The sequence below is a fragment of the Herbiconiux sp. L3-i23 genome (assembly GCF_023734115.1).
Lineage (GTDB): Bacteria > Actinomycetota > Actinomycetes > Actinomycetales > Microbacteriaceae > Naasia.
Genome location: NZ_AP025737.1, coordinates 3109904 through 3129166, shown reverse-complemented (window position 1 = coordinate 3129166; position 19263 = coordinate 3109904). Strand labels below are relative to the sequence as shown.

19 protein-coding genes are annotated in these 19263 nt (G+C 70.5%); 15 read left to right on the top strand and 4 right to left on the bottom strand.

What is annotated here, in order from left to right; genetic code table 11:
* Nucleotides 1-51 precede the first annotated feature (51 nt).
* Together murJ and NGH83_RS14930 are read right to left on the bottom strand one after the other, a co-directional pair.
* Nucleotides 52-1644, bottom strand: coding sequence for a murein biosynthesis integral membrane protein MurJ (gene murJ / locus NGH83_RS14935; RefSeq protein ID WP_251857036.1), 1593 nt, complete (start codon nucleotides 1642-1644; stop codon nucleotides 52-54).
* On the bottom strand, nucleotides 1641-3698 hold the full coding sequence (locus NGH83_RS14930) for a DUF6049 family protein (protein ID WP_251857035.1): 2058 nt from the start codon (nucleotides 3696-3698) through the stop codon (nucleotides 1641-1643). The genes murJ and NGH83_RS14930 overlap by 4 nt, the downstream gene beginning before the upstream one ends.
* Nucleotides 3699-3822: 124 nt before the next feature.
* On the opposite strand from NGH83_RS14930, the gene NGH83_RS14925 reads away from it, so the two are divergent.
* The 10 genes from NGH83_RS14925 to NGH83_RS14880 all read left to right on the top strand — a co-directional run bounded on the left by NGH83_RS14925 (nucleotide 3823) and on the right by NGH83_RS14880 (nucleotide 12305).
* Complete coding sequence (locus tag NGH83_RS14925) at nucleotides 3823-5274, top strand: CCA tRNA nucleotidyltransferase (RefSeq protein ID WP_251857034.1); 1452 nt, start codon at nucleotides 3823-3825, stop codon at nucleotides 5272-5274.
* A 136-nt stretch (nucleotides 5275-5410) separates the two neighbouring features.
* Nucleotides 5411-5746: a 30S ribosomal protein S6 gene (gene rpsF / locus NGH83_RS14920; RefSeq protein ID WP_371872805.1), complete on the top strand. Its 336-nt coding sequence runs from the start codon at nucleotides 5411-5413 to the stop codon at nucleotides 5744-5746.
* A gap of 3 nt (nucleotides 5747-5749) precedes the next feature.
* Nucleotides 5750-6310, top strand: a complete 561-nt coding sequence (locus NGH83_RS14915; protein ID WP_251857032.1) for a single-stranded DNA-binding protein — start codon at nucleotides 5750-5752, stop codon at nucleotides 6308-6310.
* Between the two features lie 53 nt (nucleotides 6311-6363).
* Nucleotides 6364-6624, top strand: a complete 261-nt coding sequence (gene rpsR / locus NGH83_RS14910) for a 30S ribosomal protein S18 (protein ID WP_251857031.1) — start codon at nucleotides 6364-6366, stop codon at nucleotides 6622-6624.
* A gap of 9 nt (nucleotides 6625-6633) precedes the next feature.
* The gene (gene rplI, locus NGH83_RS14905; RefSeq protein WP_251857030.1) at nucleotides 6634-7086 is read left to right on the top strand and encodes a 50S ribosomal protein L9; all 453 of its coding nucleotides are present in this window, start codon (nucleotides 6634-6636) and stop codon (nucleotides 7084-7086) included.
* 480 nt (nucleotides 7087-7566) lie between these two features.
* Complete coding sequence (gene dnaB, locus NGH83_RS14900; protein ID WP_251857029.1) at nucleotides 7567-8946, top strand: replicative DNA helicase; 1380 nt, start codon at nucleotides 7567-7569, stop codon at nucleotides 8944-8946.
* A gap of 109 nt (nucleotides 8947-9055) precedes the next feature.
* Entirely contained in the window at nucleotides 9056-9811 is a 756-nt protein-coding gene (locus NGH83_RS14895; protein WP_251857028.1) for an SDR family oxidoreductase, read from the top strand.
* Between the two features lie 176 nt (nucleotides 9812-9987).
* Complete coding sequence (locus tag NGH83_RS14890; protein ID WP_251858549.1) at nucleotides 9988-11289, top strand: MFS transporter; 1302 nt, start codon at nucleotides 9988-9990, stop codon at nucleotides 11287-11289.
* A gap of 84 nt (nucleotides 11290-11373) precedes the next feature.
* Nucleotides 11374-11955, top strand: coding sequence for a hypothetical protein (locus tag NGH83_RS14885; RefSeq protein WP_251857027.1), 582 nt, complete (start codon nucleotides 11374-11376; stop codon nucleotides 11953-11955).
* Nucleotides 11955-12305, top strand: coding sequence for a hypothetical protein (locus NGH83_RS14880; RefSeq protein WP_251857026.1), 351 nt, complete (start codon nucleotides 11955-11957; stop codon nucleotides 12303-12305). Before NGH83_RS14885 ends, NGH83_RS14880 begins: the two co-directional genes overlap by 1 nt.
* On the opposite strand, the gene purB is transcribed toward NGH83_RS14880, so the two are convergent.
* Nucleotides 12302-13732, bottom strand: a complete 1431-nt coding sequence (gene purB, locus NGH83_RS14875; protein ID WP_251857025.1) for an adenylosuccinate lyase — start codon at nucleotides 13730-13732, stop codon at nucleotides 12302-12304. The genes NGH83_RS14880 and purB overlap by 4 nt on opposite strands.
* Before the next feature lie 114 nt (nucleotides 13733-13846).
* On the opposite strand from purB, the gene NGH83_RS14870 reads away from it, so the two are divergent.
* On the top strand, nucleotides 13847-14095 hold the full coding sequence (locus NGH83_RS14870; protein WP_251857024.1) for a hypothetical protein: 249 nt from the start codon (nucleotides 13847-13849) through the stop codon (nucleotides 14093-14095).
* Entirely contained in the window at nucleotides 14092-15504 is a 1413-nt protein-coding gene (locus tag NGH83_RS14865; protein WP_251857023.1) for a hypothetical protein, read from the top strand. Before NGH83_RS14870 ends, NGH83_RS14865 begins: the two co-directional genes overlap by 4 nt.
* Here the strand turns inward: NGH83_RS14865 and NGH83_RS14860 are convergent.
* A complete protein-coding gene (locus tag NGH83_RS14860) occupies nucleotides 15461-15859 on the bottom strand; it encodes a phage holin family protein (RefSeq protein ID WP_251857022.1) in 399 nt (132 codons plus the stop codon). The genes NGH83_RS14865 and NGH83_RS14860 overlap by 44 nt on opposite strands.
* Nucleotides 15860-15927: 68 nt before the next feature.
* Between NGH83_RS14860 and NGH83_RS14855 the strand changes: the two genes are divergently transcribed.
* The 3 genes from NGH83_RS14855 (at nucleotide 15928) to NGH83_RS14845 (ending at nucleotide 19261) form a co-directional block, all read left to right on the top strand.
* Nucleotides 15928-17028 (top strand): histidinol-phosphate transaminase, encoded by a 1101-nt coding sequence (locus NGH83_RS14855; RefSeq protein ID WP_251857021.1) that lies wholly within the window; start codon nucleotides 15928-15930, stop codon nucleotides 17026-17028.
* Nucleotides 17029-17135: 107 nt separating this feature from the next.
* A complete protein-coding gene (locus NGH83_RS14850) occupies nucleotides 17136-18290 on the top strand; it encodes a thiamine pyrophosphate-dependent enzyme (RefSeq protein ID WP_371872804.1) in 1155 nt (384 codons plus the stop codon).
* Complete coding sequence (locus tag NGH83_RS14845) at nucleotides 18287-19261, top strand: alpha-ketoacid dehydrogenase subunit beta (protein ID WP_251857019.1); 975 nt, start codon at nucleotides 18287-18289, stop codon at nucleotides 19259-19261. The genes NGH83_RS14850 and NGH83_RS14845 overlap by 4 nt, the downstream gene beginning before the upstream one ends.
* Nucleotides 19262-19263: the final 2 nt, after the last annotated feature.

The following is a 19263-nucleotide window of genomic DNA, read 5'->3' as shown; positions in this document are numbered from 1 at the left end:
CGGATTCTACCGACCGCCTATTCCACACCCCGGGCCGGGTGCGGGGCTCTCTCAGGGTCGCCGACGACCGGGCAGCACGGCGAGCACGGTTCGGAGTTCCGGTGACCGCAGGACCACCAGGAACAGCCCGTAGACGACGCTCATCGCGGCTCCGACTGCGATCATCGTGGCGATGGCGGCGGGGATCGAGCTCATCGCGAATCCCGACGACGTCGTGCCGCCGAGCTGGACGAGAAGGAGGTATCCGGCGACGGCGGCCGGAAGCGCCGCTCCGAGGTCGGTGAGCAGGGCGCGAGGCACCCCCACTGCCGCCCAGCCGATGCGACGGTGCAGCAGGACGGACGCGACGATCAGCTGGATCAGGGTCGCTCCGGAGACGACGGCGGCGATCCCGACGGCGATGCGGTCTCCAGGGAGGAGGGCGCAGCCGAGCACGCCGGCGATGACCACGATCACCTGCACGATCGTGAACACGAAGGGAGTGCGGGTGTCGCCGAGCGAGTAGAACACCCGTTGCACGACGAAGAGGAGCGAGAACGGGACGAGACCGACCCCGTAGGCCATGACGACGGCGGCCAGCTGCGACACATCGCCGAATGAGGTGGTGAAGACGCGGGCGAAGGGCATGGCCACGACGACGACTCCGGCGGAGGCGAGAACCAGCAGCACCGACACCGACCGAAGGGCGAGCGCGGCGTCCCGCTTCAGCGCGGCGATGTCGTCGCGGGCCGCGTGCTCGCTCATCCGCGTGTAGAAGGCGGTCACCACCGAGACGGTGATGATGGAGTGCGGCAGCATGAAGATGAGCCAGGCGGTGGAGAGGGCGAAGACGCTGGCTCCATCGCCGGACGCGATGTTCGCGACCCGGGTCTCAATGATTCCGGCGACCTGGGTGGCGATCAGCATCCCGAGCGTCCATCCCGCGGCGGTGCCAGCCGAGCGGAGGCCGACACCGCGCCAGCGGAAGTCGGGGCGGTAGTGCAGCCCGATCCGGCGCCAGAAGAAGAACAGCAGAAGGGCCTGCGCGGCGATGCCGAGGGTCGCGCCTCCGGCGAGGACGGCGGCCATGTCCGGGGTCCACTCCCCGGCGGTGCGGAGCCCGCCCGCGTCGGAGCCGTACAGGGCGATGAAGGCGAGGGTAGCGCCGATGCCGACGATGTTGTTGGCGACCGGTGCCCAGGTGAACGGACCGAAGGAGCGGCGGGCGTTGAGGACCTCGCCGAGGACGGCGTAGAGACCGAGGAAGAAGACCTGCGGGATGCTCCAGTAGGCGAAGGCGGTGGCGAGCCCCGCGCTCTTGGCCCCGAACAGCGACACCAGCAGAGGAGCGCACGCCGTCGCGATGACGGTCACCACGATGAATGCGACGAGAGCGGCGGTGACCAACTTGTTGATGTAGGCGGCGCCGCCGTCCTCCGCCCTGCTCGCTCGGACGATCTGCGGTACCAGGATGGCGCTCAGCAGACCGCCGCCGATGATGGCGTAGATGCTGTTCGGCACCATCGTCGCGGTGCTGAACGCGTCGCCGCTGACGCTCACGACGCCGATCGCCTGGGCGAGCACGAAGATCTTGACGAATCCGAGCAGCCGCGAGACGACGGTGCCCGAGGCGAGGAAGGCGCTCGCCCTCCCGATACCGCTCACGTCCGGTCCGCCGGGTCGCCCGCGCCGTCGTCTCCGGCGGGCGCCGCCGCGGTGGCGGAGCGCCGGCGGCGGATGCTGCGATAGGTGCCGAAGCCGAGCAGCCCGGCGACCAGCACGCCCATGACGGCGATGCCGGCGGTCTCCCAATACGGCTGCACGTCGAGCTGGATGAAGCGGGTGGTCCCGATCTCCACCCCCGTCGGGCTGGTCATGCGCACCTCGACGGTGACTCGGCCGTTTCCGATCGCGCGGGCCTGCAGCGGCACGCGCTGGGTGGAACCGGCGTCGATCGTCGCGGTGGCGCCCGAGATGACGAGACGTCCGTTGCTGGAGCGCGGCTGGACCTGGACTGTGACCGGGTAGGGCAGCGCATTGGAGATGTAGATCGGGGTGTCGGCGGTGAAGCCGGCGACGTTGATCTGGCTGCTCGGGTCGATCGAGATCGCGCCGAGGATCTCGCTGGTGCGGCTGCGGAGAGTGCCCACCGCGGTGCGCCAGCCGTCGGGATCGTCGGCCCAGCCGGCGCCGAGCGCCGTCATCAGGTCGAGGCGGGCTGCGCCGGTCAGCAGGTCGGGCTGGGCCAGCACGCTGGAGAACGACGACACCGCCGCCTCTTCGGCGAGCAGGGTCCTCGCGGTCTCCACACGCGGATCCTCGAGGGGTGCGAGGGCGGTGTCAGGACCGGGCGACGCGACCAGGGACTCGAAGTTCACCGAGGCGAGCCACGGGAGAGCGAGCATGGCCCTCAGCGCGCCTTCGATGTCGGTCGTCGTCGAGGCCGAGCGGCTGAGCGGCAGCAGAAGGGCGCCGCTGCCGCTGTCCTGCGCCGACACCGCGAGCGACGCGGCGGCGCGGCTCGCGGTGAACCGGCCGTCGGCGCTGCCGAGCGCGAAGACGGCATCGGAGAGGTCGGTCGAGGCGGTGTCGGCGACGAGGACGGTGCTGCCGTCGACGGCGACGACGGGACCGGCGGCGGGGTCGTCGAGCTGCTCGGCCGACACGATGGAGCGGTCGTATCCCGCCTGCCCGGCGAAGGAGAGGTCGTCCGCGCCGACGATCCCGGCCGCCGGCCAGGCGATGTCGGTGGCCGTGTAGTCGAAGGCGAAGAGCTCGTCGACGGTCGGCAGGGTGGGTTGCGGCGCCCCCTCCGTCGGCGAGACGGACGGGGTCGGGGTCGGGGTACCGGTCTGAGTGGGGGTCGGTGTCGCCGGCCCCGCCGGGAAGTCCGCCGGATCGAGCACCGAGGCGAACGACGTGGGCTGCAGCACCGACGGAGAACCGGCCGCGCGCTCGAGTGAGACGTCGGCGTCGCCGTACTGCAACGGGAACACCTCGTTCGACAGCGATTCCAGTCGCTGCAGCCACTCGACGGCGCTCGCCGGGGCGCGCGTGCCGAGCACTCGGATGGAGGCGAGGATGCGCGGATCGAGGGCGAGCGCCACCCGCGGATCGGCGGCCGCGTCGAGTTTCCGGGTCAGCACCCCGCTCGGGCCCGTGTACTCCTCGAGGGTCTCGGCCGCGATGATGCCGTCGACACCGGGAGGCGCGGTGATCGGCAGCACGATCGAGATCTCGGCGCGCGGACCCTCTCCGTCGAGTCGCACGAGCGCGGACACGCTCGCGTTCTCGGAGTCGCCCTGCACGCTCGTGACCACCGGGTGTGCGCCCCAGCCGGTGCCGGCGAGCACCGCGTCGAGGGTCTCCGGGGGTACGGTCACGCTGAGCTGAGCGCTTCCCGCAACGGGAAGGGGCGGGGTCTCGATCGTCGCGATCATCTCCGTCCGAGCCCCGGCCGGCTCCGCGTACGCCTCGTCGAGGCCGTCCCGACCCACCGTGTCGGCCACGACGCCGACCTCGATGACACTCGGCGCGAGCGGACGGTCGGACTGGTTCGTGACGGTGCCCGACACGACCAGCGGCTCCCCCGGCCGCGAGAGTCCGGAGTTCTCGGGCGCGAAGACCAACCCGAGAGAACCGTCGGCCGCGGTCGCGGCCGGTGCGGCGACGAAACCCGACAGCATCGTGATCGTCGCGACGACGGCCGCGGCAAGCACCCGCGAGCGGCTCACGAGGCTTCCGGCGCGCGCTCGATCGTGCTCGCTCCCATGCTTCGAAAGTCTAGGGCGAAGCACCTGCGCGGCCGTGGCGCACGGCGGCGCACCTCTAGCATTGAGCACCATGACCAGCGTGGCGGACGCCCTCGAGCGCCTCGCCGTGACGGCGGAGTCGAAGCCCGTCGCGCGGCTGAGCCGGGCCTTCGCCGACGCCGGACACGAACTCGCCCTCGTCGGCGGGCCCGTCCGCGACGCCTTCCTCGGTCGAGCGGCACCGGATCTCGACTTCACCACCGACGCCTCGCCCGACGAGATCCTGCGCGTCGTGAAGCCGATCTCCTCCGCGCAGTGGGACATCGGCCGCGCGTTCGGCACCATCGGCGCTCGGGTGGCGGGCGAGACCGTCGAGGTGACCACCTACCGGGCCGACGAGTACGACCCGTCCTCCCGCAAACCGGAGGTGGTGTTCGGAGACTCGCTCGAAGGCGACCTCGGTCGCCGCGACTTCACCATCAACGCGATGGCGCTCCGGCTGCCCGAACGCGTCCTCGTCGATCCGACCGGCGGCCTCGACGACCTGCTCGCCGGACGGCTGCGCACGGCCGCGGAGGCCACGACCTCGTTCGCCGACGATCCTCTGCGGATGATGCGCGCGGCCCGCTTCGTCGGCGCCCTCGGCTTCGAGATCGACGAGTCCGCGAAGAGCGCCATGATCGTGTTGCGCGAGCGGATCTCGATCATCTCGGCCGAACGGGTGCGCGACGAGCTGGTCAAGCTGCTCCGCTCGTCGACCCCGCGCACCGGCCTCCAACTGCTCGTCGACACCGGCATCGCAGAACTCGTGCTGCCCGAACTGCCGGCCATGAAGCTCACGGTCGACGGCGAGCACCGGCATAAGGACGTGTACGAGCACTCGCTGACCGTCCTCGATCAGGCGATCGATCTCGAGCGCTCGCGCTCGGACGGCGGCGCCGAACCGGACGTGGTGGTGCGGCTCGCCGCGCTGCTGCACGACATCGGCAAGCCCGCGACCCGCCGATTCGAGCAGGGCGGGACGGTCACCTTCCACCATCACGACGTCGTCGGCGCGAAGCTCGTGCGCAAGCGGCTGCGCGCGCTGCGGTTCGACAACGAGACCGTCGATCACGTCGCGCACCTCATCGAGCTGCATCAGCGTTTCTACGGATACACCGAGGGGGGTTGGACCGACTCCGCGGTGCGGCGCTACGTCCGCGACGCGGGCGACGATCTCGAGCGCCTCCACATCTTGACCCGCGCGGACGTCACCACCCGCAACCGTCGCAAGGCGACCCGGCTCGCGGCGGCCTACGACGACCTCGAGGCCCGCATCGAGGAGTTGCAGGAGCAGGAGGAGCTCGCCGCGGTGCGCCCCGACCTGTCGGGTGATCAGATCATGGCGGCCCTCGGCATCGCCGCGGGGCCGGACGTGGGCGCGGCCTACCGATTCCTGCTCGAGCTCCGGCTCGATGAGGGACCCCTCGGCGAGGACGCCGCCCGCGAGCGCCTCCTCGCATGGTGGCAGCAGAGGAACGACCCCTCCGAACCGCGCGGTTGAGCCCGGTCCGCTCGATCCGCTAAGCTACTGCGGTTGTCCGGCTCGTCCGGACACGTGCACACACCCTCCTGTTGCAGATCGTCTGCAACCGTTCTAGTCCGAAGGAGGTGGGTCAGTGACGCACAAGTACGAACTGATGGTCATCCTCGATCCCGAGATCGACGAGCGCACCGTGGCTCCCAGCCTCGACAAGTTCCTCAACGTGATCCGCAACGACGGTGGCACCGTCGACAGCGTGGACATCTGGGGCCGTCGTCGTCTCGCCTATGAGATCAAGAAGAAGAGCGAAGGCATCTACGCCGTCGTGAATCTGACTGCGACGAGCGACTCCACCAAGGAGCTCGACCGCCAGCTGAACCTCTCCGAGGCCGTCCTGCGCACCAAGGTGCTGCGGGCCGAAGAGGCCGTCGCGCGCGTCGCCGCTGCTGCGGCAGCCGCTGCCGAGTCCGCGCAGACCGAAGAGAGCCGCTGAGCCGTGGCCGGCGAAACGATCATCACGGTCGTCGGCAACCTCACCGCCGATCCCGAGCTGCGCTACACGCAGAACGGGCTCGCGGTCGCGAACTTCACCATCGCATCCACTCCGCGTAGCTTCGACCGTCAGTCGAACGACTGGAAGGACGGCGAAGCGCTGTTCCTCCGGGCCTCCGTCTGGCGCGAGTTCGCCGAGCACGTCGCCGGTTCGCTGAGCAAGGGATCCCGTGTCATTGCGACCGGTCGTCTCAAGCAGCGCTCCTACGAGACGAAAGAGGGCGAGAAGCGCACCTCGATCGAGCTTGAGGTCGACGAGATCGGTCCCTCGCTGCGCTACGCGACCGCGCAGGTCACCCGCTCGTCGGGTGGCGGCGGCGGTGGCGGCCGTGGCGTCTCCCAGGGTGGCGGCGGCGACGAGCCGTGGGGCAACTCGGGTGGCGGCCAGGGCAACTTCGGCGGCGGCCAGGGCAACTTCGGTGGTGGCGGCGGATCCTCTTCGTCCGGTGGTGGCGACGTCTGGAACACTCCGGGCGGCGGCTACGACGACGACACCCCGTTCTGATCCCTCACCGGGTCGGCACCAACACTTCAACTCTTCACACTAAGGACACGTAAATGGCTGGAAAGTCGAGCGGCGACCGCCGCAAGCCGCTTCGTGGCAAGGGCGCCAAGTCGGCGGCCCCCGCGAAGTCCATCCGCGTTGGCGTCATCGATTACAAGGACGTCGCCACGCTTCGCAAGTTCATCTCGGAGCGCGGCAAGATCCGCGCCCGTCGCATCACCGGCGTCTCGGTGCAGGAGCAGCGTCTGATCGCCCGTGCGGTCAAGAACGCGCGCGAAATGGCGCTCCTGCCCTACGCGGGCTCGGGCCGGTAGGAGGCACCCATGTCGAAGCTCATTCTCACCCACGAGGTGACCGGCCTCGGTGCTCCCGGTGACGTCGTCGACGTCAAGGCCGGTTACGCCCGCAACTACCTGATCCCGTCCGGCTTCGCCGTGGCGTGGTCGCGTGGCGGCGAGAAGCAGATCGAGTCGATCAAGGCGGCCCGTGCGGCCCGCGAGCTCGCCACCCTCGAAGAGGCGCAGCAGCTCAAGGCGACGCTCGAGCAGTCGGTCGTCACCTTGCGCGTCAAGGCCGGCAACGGCGGACGCCTCTTCGGTTCGGTCAAGACCTCCGACGTGGCGGACGCCGTCGCGGCGGCCGGTCTCGGACAGATCGACAAGCGCAAGATCGAGATCCCGAGCGCCATCAAGGCGACCGGATCGCACGAGGCGACGGTGCGTCTGCGCGACGACGTCGCAGCGACGATCTCGCTCTCGGTGGTCGCCGTGCGCTGAGGCGCCGTAGGACACCGCTGAAGGGGCGGTCGGGCATGTGCCCGGCCGCCCCTTTTCCCGTCCCCGGCGGGCCGCACGATCAGTTACCCACAGGGTTGTCCACCTGTTGTCAACTCTCGACCAAAGGTTGAAGCGTCTTTTCCCCAGAACTCGGTGTGAATAACGGAAACGCTGATGCACTCCGCGTTTCTCGGCTTGGCGGACGTTGGATCAACCGATCTACCCACAGCGGATGAGGCCGACACGCCGTTGTTCTCCACAGTTTCCACAGATTCATCCACAACCCCGAAAAGTCCATCTCGCGGTAGCCTCTGACTTCATCGATCGACGCCTGCGAGCAGTCGTGGGGGCTCCACTCGACAGCGTCGATGTCGGTGGCCCGCGGTTGAATTCCCGAGCACGGGAGATCCGCGGACCGGGTGCGCACATCGCCACCGCATGCCCTCGCACGCATGCGCGGCGGTCAGAAGGGGAGAACACATGTCGATCGCTCATCTGGGCATCGCCGGCGACTCGCGTGAGCAGGGCGAGTACCGCGACCGCGACCGCACCCCGCCGCACGATCTCCTCGCCGAGCAGAGCGCCCTCGGCGGCATGCTGCTGAGCAAGGACGCGGTCGCCGACGTCGTCGAAACCGTCAAGGGCGTCGACTTCTACGTGCCGAAGCACGAGGTCATCTTCGAAGCCGTCCTCAGCCTCTACGCGATGGGCGAGCCGACCGACGTGATCACGGTCACCGACGCCCTGACCAAGAGCGGTGAGCTCTCGCGTGCCGGCGGCGCCGACTACCTGCACACCCTCACGGGCATCGTTCCGACGGCGGCGAACGCCGGGTTCTACGCCGAGATCGTGGCCGAGCGGGCGGTCCTCCGCCGACTCGTCGAGGCGGGCACCCGCATCGTGCAGATGGGGTACGCCAGCGAGGGCGAGGTCACCGACCTCGTCAACAACGCTCAGGCCGAGATCTACGCCGTCACGCGGGAGACCGAGGCCGAGGACTACGTGCCTCTCGCCGACGCAGTAACCACCGCCATCGACGAGATCGACGCCGCCCAGCATAAGGACGGCAGCATGTCGGGCGTGCCCACCGGGTTCGCCGAGCTCGACGAGCTGACCAACGGATTCCACCCCGGCCAGATGATCGTGGTCGCCGCCCGTCCCGCCATGGGCAAGTCGACGCTGGCGCTCGACTTCGCCCGCGCGGCATCGGTCAAGAACCACCAGCCGAGCATCTTCTTCTCGCTCGAGATGGGGCGAAGCGAGATCGCGATGCGCCTGCTCTCGGCCGAGGCGTCGCTGCCGCTGCACCACATGCGCAAGGGCAACCTGCAGCCCGATGACTGGACCAAGCTGGCGCAGACCCGTGGCCGCATCAACGACGCGCCCTTCTACATCGACGACAGCCCCAACATGACGCTCGTCGAGATCCGAGCGAAGGCCCGCCGCCTGAAGCAGAAGGCGGGGCTGCGCATGGTCATCATCGACTACCTGCAGCTGATGACCTCGGGCAAGAAGGTCGAGAGCCGCCAGCAGGAGGTCTCCGAGTTCTCGCGTTCGCTGAAGCTGCTGGCCAAGGAGCTGCAGGTGCCGGTCATCGCCCTGTCGCAGCTGAACCGTGGCTCCGAGCAGCGAGCCGACAAGCTGCCCGCCATCTCCGATCTCCGCGAATCCGGCTCGATCGAGCAGGACGCCGACATGGTGATCCTGCTGCACCGCGAGAGCGTGTACGAGAAGGACAGCCCGCGCGCGGGCGAGGCCGATCTGATCGTCGCCAAGCACCGTAACGGCCCCACCCGCACGCTGACCGTCGGATTCCACGGCCACTACTCCCGCTTCGCGGACCTCCCGCCCGGACACTGACCGCGAGCCGACGTCGCGCGACCTCACACCCCGGCACGCCGCATCGTCATACTGTGAGCGCGGCATGCCCCCGGCGGCACGGCTGCCGTGCACGACGAGGAGGAACTGTATGAGGATCGCGATCGCCGGTGGATCCGGCACGGTGGGGCGTCATGTGGTCGGCGCTGCGAGGCGGCGCGGACACGATGTCGTCGCGCTGTCCCGCTCCGACGGCGTGGACGTCGTCTCGGGCACGAACCTCGACCGGTCGCTCGTCGGCGTCGAGGCGGTGATCGACGTGCTGAACCGCACGACGCTGGCGACGGCGAAGTCGGTCGGGTTCTTCACGGCGGCGACGCAGTCACTGCTCGACGCCGAGGAGCGAGCCGGGGTCGGACATCACGTCGCCCTGTCGATCGTGGGCATCGACGGCATCGACACCTCCTACTACGCCGGCAAACTCGCACAGGAGCGCCTCGTCGCCGGCTCCCGAGTCCCCCACACCATCGCTCGGGCGACGCAGTTCCACGAGTTCGCCGAGCAGATCGCGGCGCAGACCTCGTTCGGCCCGATCGCCCTGGTGCCTCGGACCCTCTCCCGACCGGTCGCGGCCGCCGAGGTGGCGGAGCACCTGGTCGACGTCGCGACCGCGCCTCCGGCCGGGCGGGCGCCGGATCTCGTCGGGCCCCGCGACGAGACGCTCGCCGGGATGATCCGCCGGATGAGCGCCCACGACGGCGTGCGGCGCAGGGTGATCGATGTCCGGTTCCCCGGCGCATACGGGCGCGGGCTCACCTCCGGTGCTCTCCGCGGCGGCGACGGCCCGCGGCGACAGGGCACCCTCACCTTCGACGAGTGGCTCGACTCGCCCGACCGCCTCCGTTGAGCGCGCGCGGCGCAGCGTGCGTCGTCACCCGTCGTCCGCCTCTGTCGGCGAGCGGGCCGGAGGCGTAGGGTCGCGGGCGAAGCGTTCCTCGTACCGCCACGAGAAGAGGTGCCGCCATCGTCAGTGACGTCGCAGGCCCGTCAGCGCGCCGGGTGCAGGGCACCTACTACGTCCTGATGCTCGGCAACACGCTCGCGGCGTCGTTCATCTGGGGCGTCAACACGCTGTTCCTGCTCGACGCCGGACTGTCGAACCTCGAAGCCTTCGCGGCGAACGCCTTCTTCACCGCGGGGATGCTGATCTTCGAGATTCCCACCGGCGTCGTCGCCGACACGGTCGGCCGCCGCGCCTCCTACCTGCTGGGCACGGCGACTCTCGCGGTGACGACCGTCCTCTACTGGTTGCTCTGGGTCTGGCAGGCGCCGTTCTGGGCGTGGGCGATCGTCTCAGTGCTGCTCGGACTGGGTTTCACGTTCTTCTCGGGCGCGGTCGACGCGTGGCTCGTCGACGCTTTGAAGGCGACGGATTACCACGGCAGCCTCGAGAAGGTGTTCGGTCGCGCGCAGATCGTCGGAGGGGCGGCGATGCTCGCCGGTTCGGTACTCGGCGGAGTGGTCGCCCAGCTCTCCGACCTCGGGATGCCGTTCGTCCTGCGCGCCGGCATCCTCGTGGTCATGCTCGTGGTCGCGGCGGCGCTCATGCACGACATCGGCTTCACCCCCGACCGCGGCGAGGGTCCTCTGCGGGCCACCCGCACGGTGTTCGCCGCGTCCATCCGGTACGGACTCGGGGACGCCCCGGTGCGCTGGCTCATGCTCGCGAGCCCGTTCACCGCCGGGGTCGGCGTCTACGTCTTCTACGCCCTCCAGCCCTATCTGTTGGAGCTGTGGGGCGATGAAGAGGCCTACTCCATCGCGGGTCTCGCAGCGGCGCTGCTGTCCGGGGCATCCATCGTCGGCGGGGCGCTGTCGCCGTGGGTGCGACGGCTGTTCCATCGGCGCACGTCGTCGATCCTGCTCGCCACCGTGGCGAGCATCGGCGTGCTGCTGGCCCTCGGCGTGATCCGAGAGTTCTGGCTCGCGGTGGCGCTGATCGCGCTGTGGGGCGTCGCGTCCGCGATCGACGACCCCGTGCACCGCGCCTACCTCAACGACATGATCCCGTCGAAGCAGCGCGCGACGGTGCTGTCGTTCGACTCCCTCCTGGGGTCCGGAGGCGGGGTGGTCTTCCAGCCGATCCTCGGGCGCACCGCCGATGTGGGCGGGTACGGGGCGTCGATGTTCGTGAGCGGGATCATCTCCGTGGCGGCCGTGCCCTTCGTCCTGCTCAGCAGGGCGCAACGGGCGCCCGCCGACACGATGCACGAGGTCGACGACGCGTCGACCTCGTCCGAGTCCCCTGCCGCGGACGCTGCGGCGGGCCCGATGCCCGTGGCCGAGTCCGCACCCGACGAGCGCCGGCCGGCGGACGGCGCCTGATCCCGACGGCGCCCGACCACTTCCACGACGTGGCGTAGGCTGGACGGGTCGTCCGAGGCGGGCGTACGCACAGCAGGGAGCAGTATGTCGGACGATTCGGCGCGCTTCCGCGCACGGTACTGGCCGGTCCCGCTTCTGCGCGCCGCGATCGCCGCCGTCGCCGCCATCGTCGTGACCTTCTCGTCGGACCACTCCCCCGTGTTCGGCCTCGCCGTGTTCGGCCTCTTCGCCTGTGCGCACGGCATCGCCCTCGCGAGCACCTCGCGTCTCGGTCGGCGCAGCACGATCGGCACGATCCTCACCGTGGTGCAGGGCGTCGTGTCGTTCGCGTTCGGCCTCGCCGCCGTCCTCGCCTTCGCGCAGGCTGCTCCCCTCGCCTCCCTCGCCGTCCTCGTCGTGCTGTGGGCGGTTGCGACCGGCGGACTGGAGCTGGCGATCGGTCTGCGCAAGGCCGACCACGGCCCCGCGTCCCGGGATCATCTCGTCGTCGGCGTCGCGACCCTGCTGCTCGGCGGCGTGTACCTCCTCGGGCGCGACGACGCGATCTTCCTCGTCGGATCTTTCGGCGCCTATGCCGCCATCGTCGCGGTCTATCTCGGCATCGCCGCGTTCACCCTCAAGTGGGACACGGCGTCCGAGAAGTCCGGATCGGCTGTCGGAAGCTGATGGCCCGCCCCTCACGCGCGGACCGGTTCCGGCCCGCCGAACTCATCGGATTCGCCCTCGTCGTCGCCGTCTTCGTCGGCGTCGTCGCCTTCATCTCGACCCGTGACTTCACGGTGGCGGTCATCTTCCTCGGCGGTGCCTTCGTCGTGGCACTCGTGCTGCTCGCCATGCTCGCCCTCGCCGCAGGGCCGATCGGCACCGAGACGAGTCTCCGCGGCGAAGATCCCGCGGCGCCCCGCCCGGAGCCGGGCCCGCCGCTCGACCCGACGCGCGACGGCGGATCCTCAGCCGGGTCGACCGCGGACGGGCCGTCGCCCGACGACGCGACGGGCGGACCGTCCGGCCGCTAGTCGCGCCGGATGACGTCGACGAGCGCGTCGGCGAGCCCCGCATAGCCTTCCGGGGTCAGCGCCGTGAGACGCGCCTTCGCCTCGTCGGTGAGGTCGAGACCGCCGACGAACTCCGCGAGGGCCGCGGAGTCGACCCTCCGCCCCCGCGTGAGCTCCTTGAGCAGCTCGTACGGGTTCGCGATCGTGCTCCGGCCGGCCGTGACCTCCGCCCGGATGACCGTCTGGATGGCCTCGGCGAGCACCTCCCAGTTGCGGTCGAGGTCGGCGGCGAGGACGTCGGGGGCGAGCGCGATCTCGCCGAGGCCGCGACCGATGTTGTCGAGCGCCAGCAGCGAGTGGCCGAGCCCCACGCCGATGTTGCGCTGGGTGGTCGAGTCGGTGAGGTCGCGCTGCAGCCGGGAGGTGACGAGGGTCGAGGCGAGACTCTCGAGCACGGCGGCCGACAGTTCGAGGTTGGCCTCGGCGTTCTCGAACCGGATCGGGTTCACCTTGTGCGGCATCGTCGACGAGCCCGTCGCACCGGCGACCGGGATCTGGCGGAAGTAGCCGAGCGAGATGTAGGTCCACACGTCGGTGCACAGGTTGTGCAGGATCCGGCCGATGTGCACCAGTGTCCCGTACAACTCCGCCTGCCAGTCGTGCGACTCGATCTGCGTCGTCAGCGGGTTCCACTCGAGACCGAGCGAGGTCACGAAGCGCCGCGACAGCTCGGGCCAGTCGAGGTCGGGCCCTGCGGACAGGTGCGCGGCGTAGGTGCCCGTCGCACCGTTGAACTTGCCGAGGTAGTCCTGGGAGTCGAGTCTCGCGAGCTGCCGGTCGAGACGGTGCGCGAACACGGCGAGCTCCTTGCCCATCGTGGTCGGCGTGGCCGGCTGGCCGTGGGTGCGTGCGAGCATCGGTGCCGCGCGGTGCTGGACGGCCAGTGCGCGCAGCTTCTCGAGCACATCGACGAAGGCGGGCCGCCACACCTCGCGCACCGCCTGCTGCACGGTGATCGCGTAGGCGAGGTTGTTGACGTCCTCGCTCGTCGCCGCGAAGTGGGTGAGTTCGGCGATGGCGCCGAGACCGAGCGCGTCGAGTCGGCGGCGCACGTAGTACTCGACGGCCTTCACGTCATGCCGCGTCGTGGCCTCGAACTCGGCGAGTTCCGCGATGTCGGCGGCGCCGAAACCGGTGACGGTCGCCCGGAGGCTGCGCGACTGGTCTTCGGTGAGGCGCGTCGTCCCGAACAGTCCGTTGTCGGTGAGGAAGATCAGCCACTCGACTTCGACGTGCACCCGCGCCCGGTTGAGGCCCGCCTCGGACAGGAAGGCGCCGAGCCCGTCCACCGCGGGACGGTAGCGCCCGTCGAGGGGGCTGAGGGGCTGCCCGCGAAGCCCCGCGGCGTCGTCGTGCGGAGCGGAAGAGGGGTGCACTGGAGCGGCCATGCCCCCATTCTTCCCCAGCGCACGGATTCCTCCCCAGCCGCTCCGTGCGCGACCGATCCCACGGAGCGCCGTCCGCGGGTCTGCGGGGCGGCGCGTGCCGCCCACCATCGGGGCATGGCCCCTACCGTCACCGATCCGGCGCAGCACGCCGAACTGCTTCTGCGTCGACGAAGGACCGACGCGCTCGTCGAGGACCTCCTCCGGATCGACGCGCGGATCGCGGCCCTCCGCGAGCTCGAATGGTCCTCCCCCGCCGCAGAAGCCTTCCGTCGGACCCTCGACGACATCCGAGGCGAGCTGCGGTCGGTGCGGGCGGCGTTCGACCTGAGCGCGGCGATGCTGTCCGAGGCGAGCGCGTCATGACCATCGAGATCTCCGGGGGCGCCGTCATCGCGGTGGCGACGGCGTCGATGGACGCCGCCTTCGCGGACTGCACCGCCGTCGTGGCGGCGCTTCGGGCGGTGGCGCTCGACGCCGACGAGCTCACCCGCCCGCTGAGCGCGATCCGGCCGCGCACCACGGTCGACGCCGAGCAGCAGGCGGCGATCGAAGCCCGGCTGGCACGCCATCGTCTCGTCCTCGCCACCGATCGTCTCGAGGCGGCGAGAGGCGCACTGCGCACGGCGACCGATCTCTACACCGCGCTCGAGCAGGCGCTCGCGGGCGCACGATCCGCCGGGGGTCGAGTCGCGGCGCACACGATGGGCGCGGCCACCGCCGTCGCGCCGTTCTCACTCCTGCCGGCCGCCGCGCTGGTGCTCGTGCCCGCCGTACTGCGCGCCGCCGAGTCGGTCGGCGCCGACGCGAGCGCCCAGGACCTGCTCGGGGCGGTTCTCGCGGACGCCGCGGTGATCGATCTCATCAGGACCGTCAGCGGATCGCTCGACGAGTTCACCCAGGGCGCCCTACTGCTGCCCCTGCCGATCGCGGCGCTCGCCGGTGACGGCGGAAGCGGAGTCCTCGGCCGTGAGGCGGTTGCGGGCATGCTGCTCGCCGCCCTCACGACGGCCGGGGTGCTCGGAGGCGGAGCCGTGGCCATCGACCGACGGCCGCGGGAGTCGCCGCGTCCGCCCGCGAGTCTCGAGGACCTTGTCGAGCGGGTCCCCCACGGCGGGGACGAGCAGATCGTCATCGAGCGGTACGCCGACGGCGACGGCAGAGTGCACGCCGTCGTCTACGTCGGCGGAACGCGGGACTCGCAGGCGCAGCCGTGGGACATGACCTCGAATGTGGCCGCGGTCGCCGGTGCCGACGCCGGTTCGGTGCGGGCCACCGAGGCGGCGATGCGCGAGGCGGGGATCGGGCGCGATGATCCCGTCGTCTTCGTCGGGTACTCGCAGGGCGGCCTGGTGGCCGGCCGCCTCGTCGAGTCGGGCGAGTGGAACACGGCGGGGCTCGTGACGGCCGGCTCGCCCGGCGGCGCCACCCCGGTGCCGCACGGTGTACCGGTCGTCGCTCTCGAGCACGACGAGGACGTCATCGTGGCCCTCGGAGGAACCGACGGAAGGTCGACGGCCGAGCAGCACACCGTCGTCGTGTCGCGCTCGGTGGTCGACGGTGGGTCAGGAGGCGGAATGCTCGCGGGGCATGGCCTCGGCGACTACCGCGAGACGGCGGCGCAGGCCGACTCGAGCAGCGACCCCGCGCTGGCGATGGTGCGCGCCGAGGTCCTCGGCGGTCTCGCCGGCACCCGCGGGGTCGGGGCCGACGGCTGGACGGCGACGCGCGTCAGCGCTGACGGCCCGCGAGCGGACGCAGGATCAAACCGATGATCCAGTTGAAGATCGCCATGACCAGCGCGGCGAGGACGCCCCACCAGAAGCCTTCGACCGAGAGCCCGAAACCGAGCAGCGTGCTGATCCACCCGACGAGGAGGAACAGCAGTCCGTTGACGATGAGGGCGATCAGCCCGAGCGTCAGGATGTAGAGCGGGAACGCGACGATGCGGATGGCCGTGCCGATCACGCCGTTCACGATGCCGAAGAGCAGGCCCAGCAGCAGGTAGGTGAGCACCGTCTCGAGGACCCCGCCCGGGGCGTACGGCGTCACCGTCGTCCCGGCGACGATCAGCGTCGTGAGCCAGAGGGCGGCCGCGTTGCCGAGCACCGAGACGAGGAATCTGCGCATGCGACCACTATCCCATTGCGACGGGCTCCGGCACCACGCGCTCTTTTCCGCGTCGATACGATGTCTCGATGCCCGAGCAGGTGCCGCCGCCCGTCCGCCTCCGCCCCGAGATCGCGGCGCTGCCCGCCTACAAGCAGGGCAAGCCGGCCGCCGCGGGCGGCTACAAGCTCTCCTCCAACGAGAACCCCTTCCCGCCGCACGCCGCGGTGCTCGCCGCGATGAACGAGGCGTCGGACATCAACCGGTATCCCGACGCCTCGGCCTTCGCCCTGCGCGAGGCGCTCGCCGCCCGCTTCGGCGTCACCGCCGACGAGGTGCACGTGGGGGCGGGATCCGTCGCCCTCATCACCCAGTTCATCACCGCGGCCGCCGGCCACGGCGACGAGGTGATCCACCCCTGGCGCTCGTTCGAGGCGTACCCCGGCCAGGTCACCGTCGCGGGCGCGACCGCCGTGCCGGTCCCCCTTCGCCCGGACGGCGGCCACGACCTCGACGCGATGGCCGCCGCGGTGAACGACCGCACCCGTGTCGTGCTGGTGTGCACCCCGAACAACCCGACCGGCGTCGTGGTGACGGCCGCGGAGTTCGAGGAGTTCATGCGCCGGATCCCCGGCGACCTGCTCGTCCTGCTCGACGAGGCGTACGCCGAGTTCGTCCGCGACGACGCCGCAGTCGACGGCGCGACGCTCTTCGGCCGCTATCCGAACCTGGTCGTGCTCCGCACCTTCTCCAAGGCCTGGGGTCTCGCCGGGCTGCGACTCGGCTACGCCGTCGGTCCCGAGCACGTGCTCGATGCCGCGCGCGCCGCCGCGTTGCCGCTCTCCGTCACCGGTCAGGCTCAAGCCGCAGGGCTTGCCGCGCTCTCGCACGAGACCGACCTTTTCGCGCGGGTCGATCACATCGTCGCCCGCCGGGACGCCGTGCTGGCAGGCCTCCGTGCGGTCGGACTCGCCGTCCCCGAGTCGCACGGCAACTTCGTCTGGCTCGGCCTCGGCGAGCACACCGCGGCCGCTGCCCGCATCCTGGAGGAGCACGCCATCGTCGCCCGTGTCTTCGCCGGAGAGGGCGTACGGATCTCGATCGGAGAGGCCGAATCGGTGGATGAACTCCTAAGAGCCGGCGAGGAGATTGTGCGAAACCTACCGGGGGCCGTCGAAGCCTCCCGGTAGATTGGGCACAGGGCGGCCCCGTGGAAGCACTCGGCTCCGCCCGCAACTCTCGGGCGGACGAGGCCGCGTTCCTTCGCTCCCTGTCGCCCACGAACCGAAACGATCGGATGGTGAACGTGGCCCGATCCGGGACCTCGACCGACGACATCGCCGGAGCGAAGAACACAGTCCGCTTCCTGGACGCCGACGGACGCTTCGCCCCCACTGCTCCCGCCGAGCGGTTCGCCGCCGAGCTCGACCGGATCACCGAGTCGGACAAGCTCGAGTTCTACCGCGACATGGCGGTGGTGCGTCGGTTCGACATCGAGGCCGGGCACCTGCAGCGGCAGGGACAGCTCGGGCTGTGGGTGCCGAGCCAGGGCCAGGAGGCCGCGCAGGTCGGTTCCGGTCGGGCGGCACGGGCGCAGGACACCATTTTCCCCTCGTACCGGGAGCACGCCGTCGCCCGCATCCGCGGAGTCGACCTGCTCGATGTGCTGCGGTTGCTGCGCGGGGTGACCCACGGAGGCTGGAACCCGGCAGAGGTCGGTAACTTCCGGCTCTACACGCTCGTCATCGGCTCGCAGACGCTGCACGCCACCGGATACGCGATGGGTATCCGTCTCGACGGCGCTCCGACCGGGGACGTCTCCCGTGACGAAGCGGTCGTCGTCTACTTCGGCGACGGGGCGACCTCGCAGGGCGACACCAACGAGGCGATGATCTGGGCCACCAGCTATCAGGCGCCGCAGGTGTTCTTCCTGCAGAACAACCACTGGGCCATCTCGGTGCCGGTGACCCGCCAGTCCCGAACGCCCCTCGTCGACCGCGCGGCCGGATTCGGCATGCCCGCCGTGCAGATCGACGGCAACGACGTCCTCGCGAGCTACGCGGTGACCCGCACTCTGCTCGACGACGCGCGCGGCGGCGCGGGACCCGCCTTCATCGAGGCGATGACCTACCGCATCGGCGCGCACACCACCTCCGACGACCCCACCCGCTACCGCGGCGGCGACGAGCTCGCGCTGTGGGAGTCGCGCGACCCGATCACGAGGTATCGCAAGTACCTCGAGGGCGAGGGGGTCGGCTCCGAGTTCTTCGCCGACGTCGACACCGAGGCGGCCGATTTCGCCGCCGACATCCGGCGCCGTGTGCTCGCCCTCCCCCAGCCGCCGGCCGGGCTCATGTTCGACCACGTCTACTCCGAGGAGCACCCGGTGCCCGATTCGCAGAAGGAGTGGCTCGCCGCCTACGAGGCCGGCTTCGAGGAGGTCGGCTCATGACGGTCCTGACGATGGCGAAAGCCCTCAACACCGCGTTGCGCGACGCCATGGCGGCGGACGACAAGGTGCTCGTGATGGGCGAGGACGTCGGCCCGCTCGGCGGCGTCTTCCGCGTCACCGAGAACCTCGTGACCGACTTCGGCACCGACCGCGTCCTCGACACGCCGCTCGCCGAGTCGGGCATCGTCGGGACCGCGATCGGACTGGCCATGCGCGGGTACCGCCCCGTGTGCGAGATCCAGTTCGACGGCTTCATCTACCCCGCCTTCGACCAGATCACCTCGCAGCTCGCGAAGTTGACCAACCGGCACGAGGGGTCGGCGAGGTTCCCGATCGTCATCCGCGTGCCGTTCGGCGGCCACATCGGAGCGGTCGAGCACCACCAGGAGAGCCCCGAGGCGTACTTCGCCCACACCGCCGGGCTCCGCGTGGTGTCGCCGAGCACGCCGAACGACGCCTACTGGATGCTGCGTCAGGCCATCGAGAGCGATGACCCCGTCATGTTCTTCGAGCCGAAGAGCAGGTATTGGCCCAAGGGCGAGGTCGATCTCGACTCCCCCGCCGCCGGGCTGCACTCGTCGCGCGTGGTCCGCGTCGGCACGGAATGCACCGTCGCCGCCTACGGACCGATGGTGAGCGTCGCGCTCACGGCGGCCGAGATCGCCGCATCGGAGGGGACCAGCATCGAGGTCGTCGACATCCGCTCGCTGTCGCCGGTGGACTACGGACCGCTCGTCGCGTCGGCGGAGAAGACCGGCCACGTCGTCATCGCCGCCGAGTCGCCCGGCTTCGCGAGCATCGCCTCCGAGATCGCGGCGACCGTGGCGGAACGCGCGTTCTTCTCGCTGGAGGCCCCGGTTCTGCGGGTCAACGGCTTCGACGTGCCCTTCCCGCCCGCCAAGCTCGAATCCACCTACCTGCCCGATGCGGATCGCGTGCTCGAAGCGGTCGACCGCTCACTGGCCTACTGACG

Excerpts from the sequence above, each read along its gene's own strand:
- NGH83_RS14855 (WP_251857021.1), top strand. The coding sequence starts at position 15,928 with ATGCCCGAGCAGGTGCCGCCGCCCGTCCGCCTCCGCCCCGAGATCGCG.
- NGH83_RS14865 (WP_251857023.1), top strand. The coding sequence starts at position 14,092 with ATGACCATCGAGATCTCCGGGGGCGCCGTCATCGCGGTGGCGACGGCG.
- NGH83_RS14895 (WP_251857028.1), top strand. The coding sequence starts at position 9,056 with ATGAGGATCGCGATCGCCGGTGGATCCGGCACGGTGGGGCGTCATGTG.
- rplI (WP_251857030.1), top strand. The coding sequence starts at position 6,634 with ATGTCGAAGCTCATTCTCACCCACGAGGTGACCGGCCTCGGTGCTCCC.
- NGH83_RS14925 (WP_251857034.1), top strand. The coding sequence starts at position 3,823 with ATGACCAGCGTGGCGGACGCCCTCGAGCGCCTCGCCGTGACGGCGGAG.
- rpsF (WP_371872805.1), top strand. The coding sequence starts at position 5,411 with ATGGTCATCCTCGATCCCGAGATCGACGAGCGCACCGTGGCTCCCAGC.
- NGH83_RS14870 (WP_251857024.1), top strand. The coding sequence starts at position 13,847 with ATGGCCCCTACCGTCACCGATCCGGCGCAGCACGCCGAACTGCTTCTG.
- NGH83_RS14885 (WP_251857027.1), top strand. The coding sequence starts at position 11,374 with ATGTCGGACGATTCGGCGCGCTTCCGCGCACGGTACTGGCCGGTCCCG.
- purB (WP_251857025.1), bottom strand. The coding sequence starts at position 13,732 with ATGGCCGCTCCAGTGCACCCCTCTTCCGCTCCGCACGACGACGCCGCG.
- NGH83_RS14860 (WP_251857022.1), bottom strand. The coding sequence starts at position 15,859 with ATGCGCAGATTCCTCGTCTCGGTGCTCGGCAACGCGGCCGCCCTCTGG.
- NGH83_RS14845 (WP_251857019.1), top strand. The coding sequence starts at position 18,287 with ATGACGGTCCTGACGATGGCGAAAGCCCTCAACACCGCGTTGCGCGAC.
- NGH83_RS14880 (WP_251857026.1), top strand. The coding sequence starts at position 11,955 with ATGGCCCGCCCCTCACGCGCGGACCGGTTCCGGCCCGCCGAACTCATC.
- NGH83_RS14890 (WP_251858549.1), top strand. The coding sequence starts at position 9,988 with ATGCTCGGCAACACGCTCGCGGCGTCGTTCATCTGGGGCGTCAACACG.
- NGH83_RS14850 (WP_371872804.1), top strand. The coding sequence starts at position 17,136 with ATGGTGAACGTGGCCCGATCCGGGACCTCGACCGACGACATCGCCGGA.
- dnaB (WP_251857029.1), top strand. The coding sequence starts at position 7,567 with ATGTCGATCGCTCATCTGGGCATCGCCGGCGACTCGCGTGAGCAGGGC.
- rpsR (WP_251857031.1), top strand. The coding sequence starts at position 6,364 with ATGGCTGGAAAGTCGAGCGGCGACCGCCGCAAGCCGCTTCGTGGCAAG.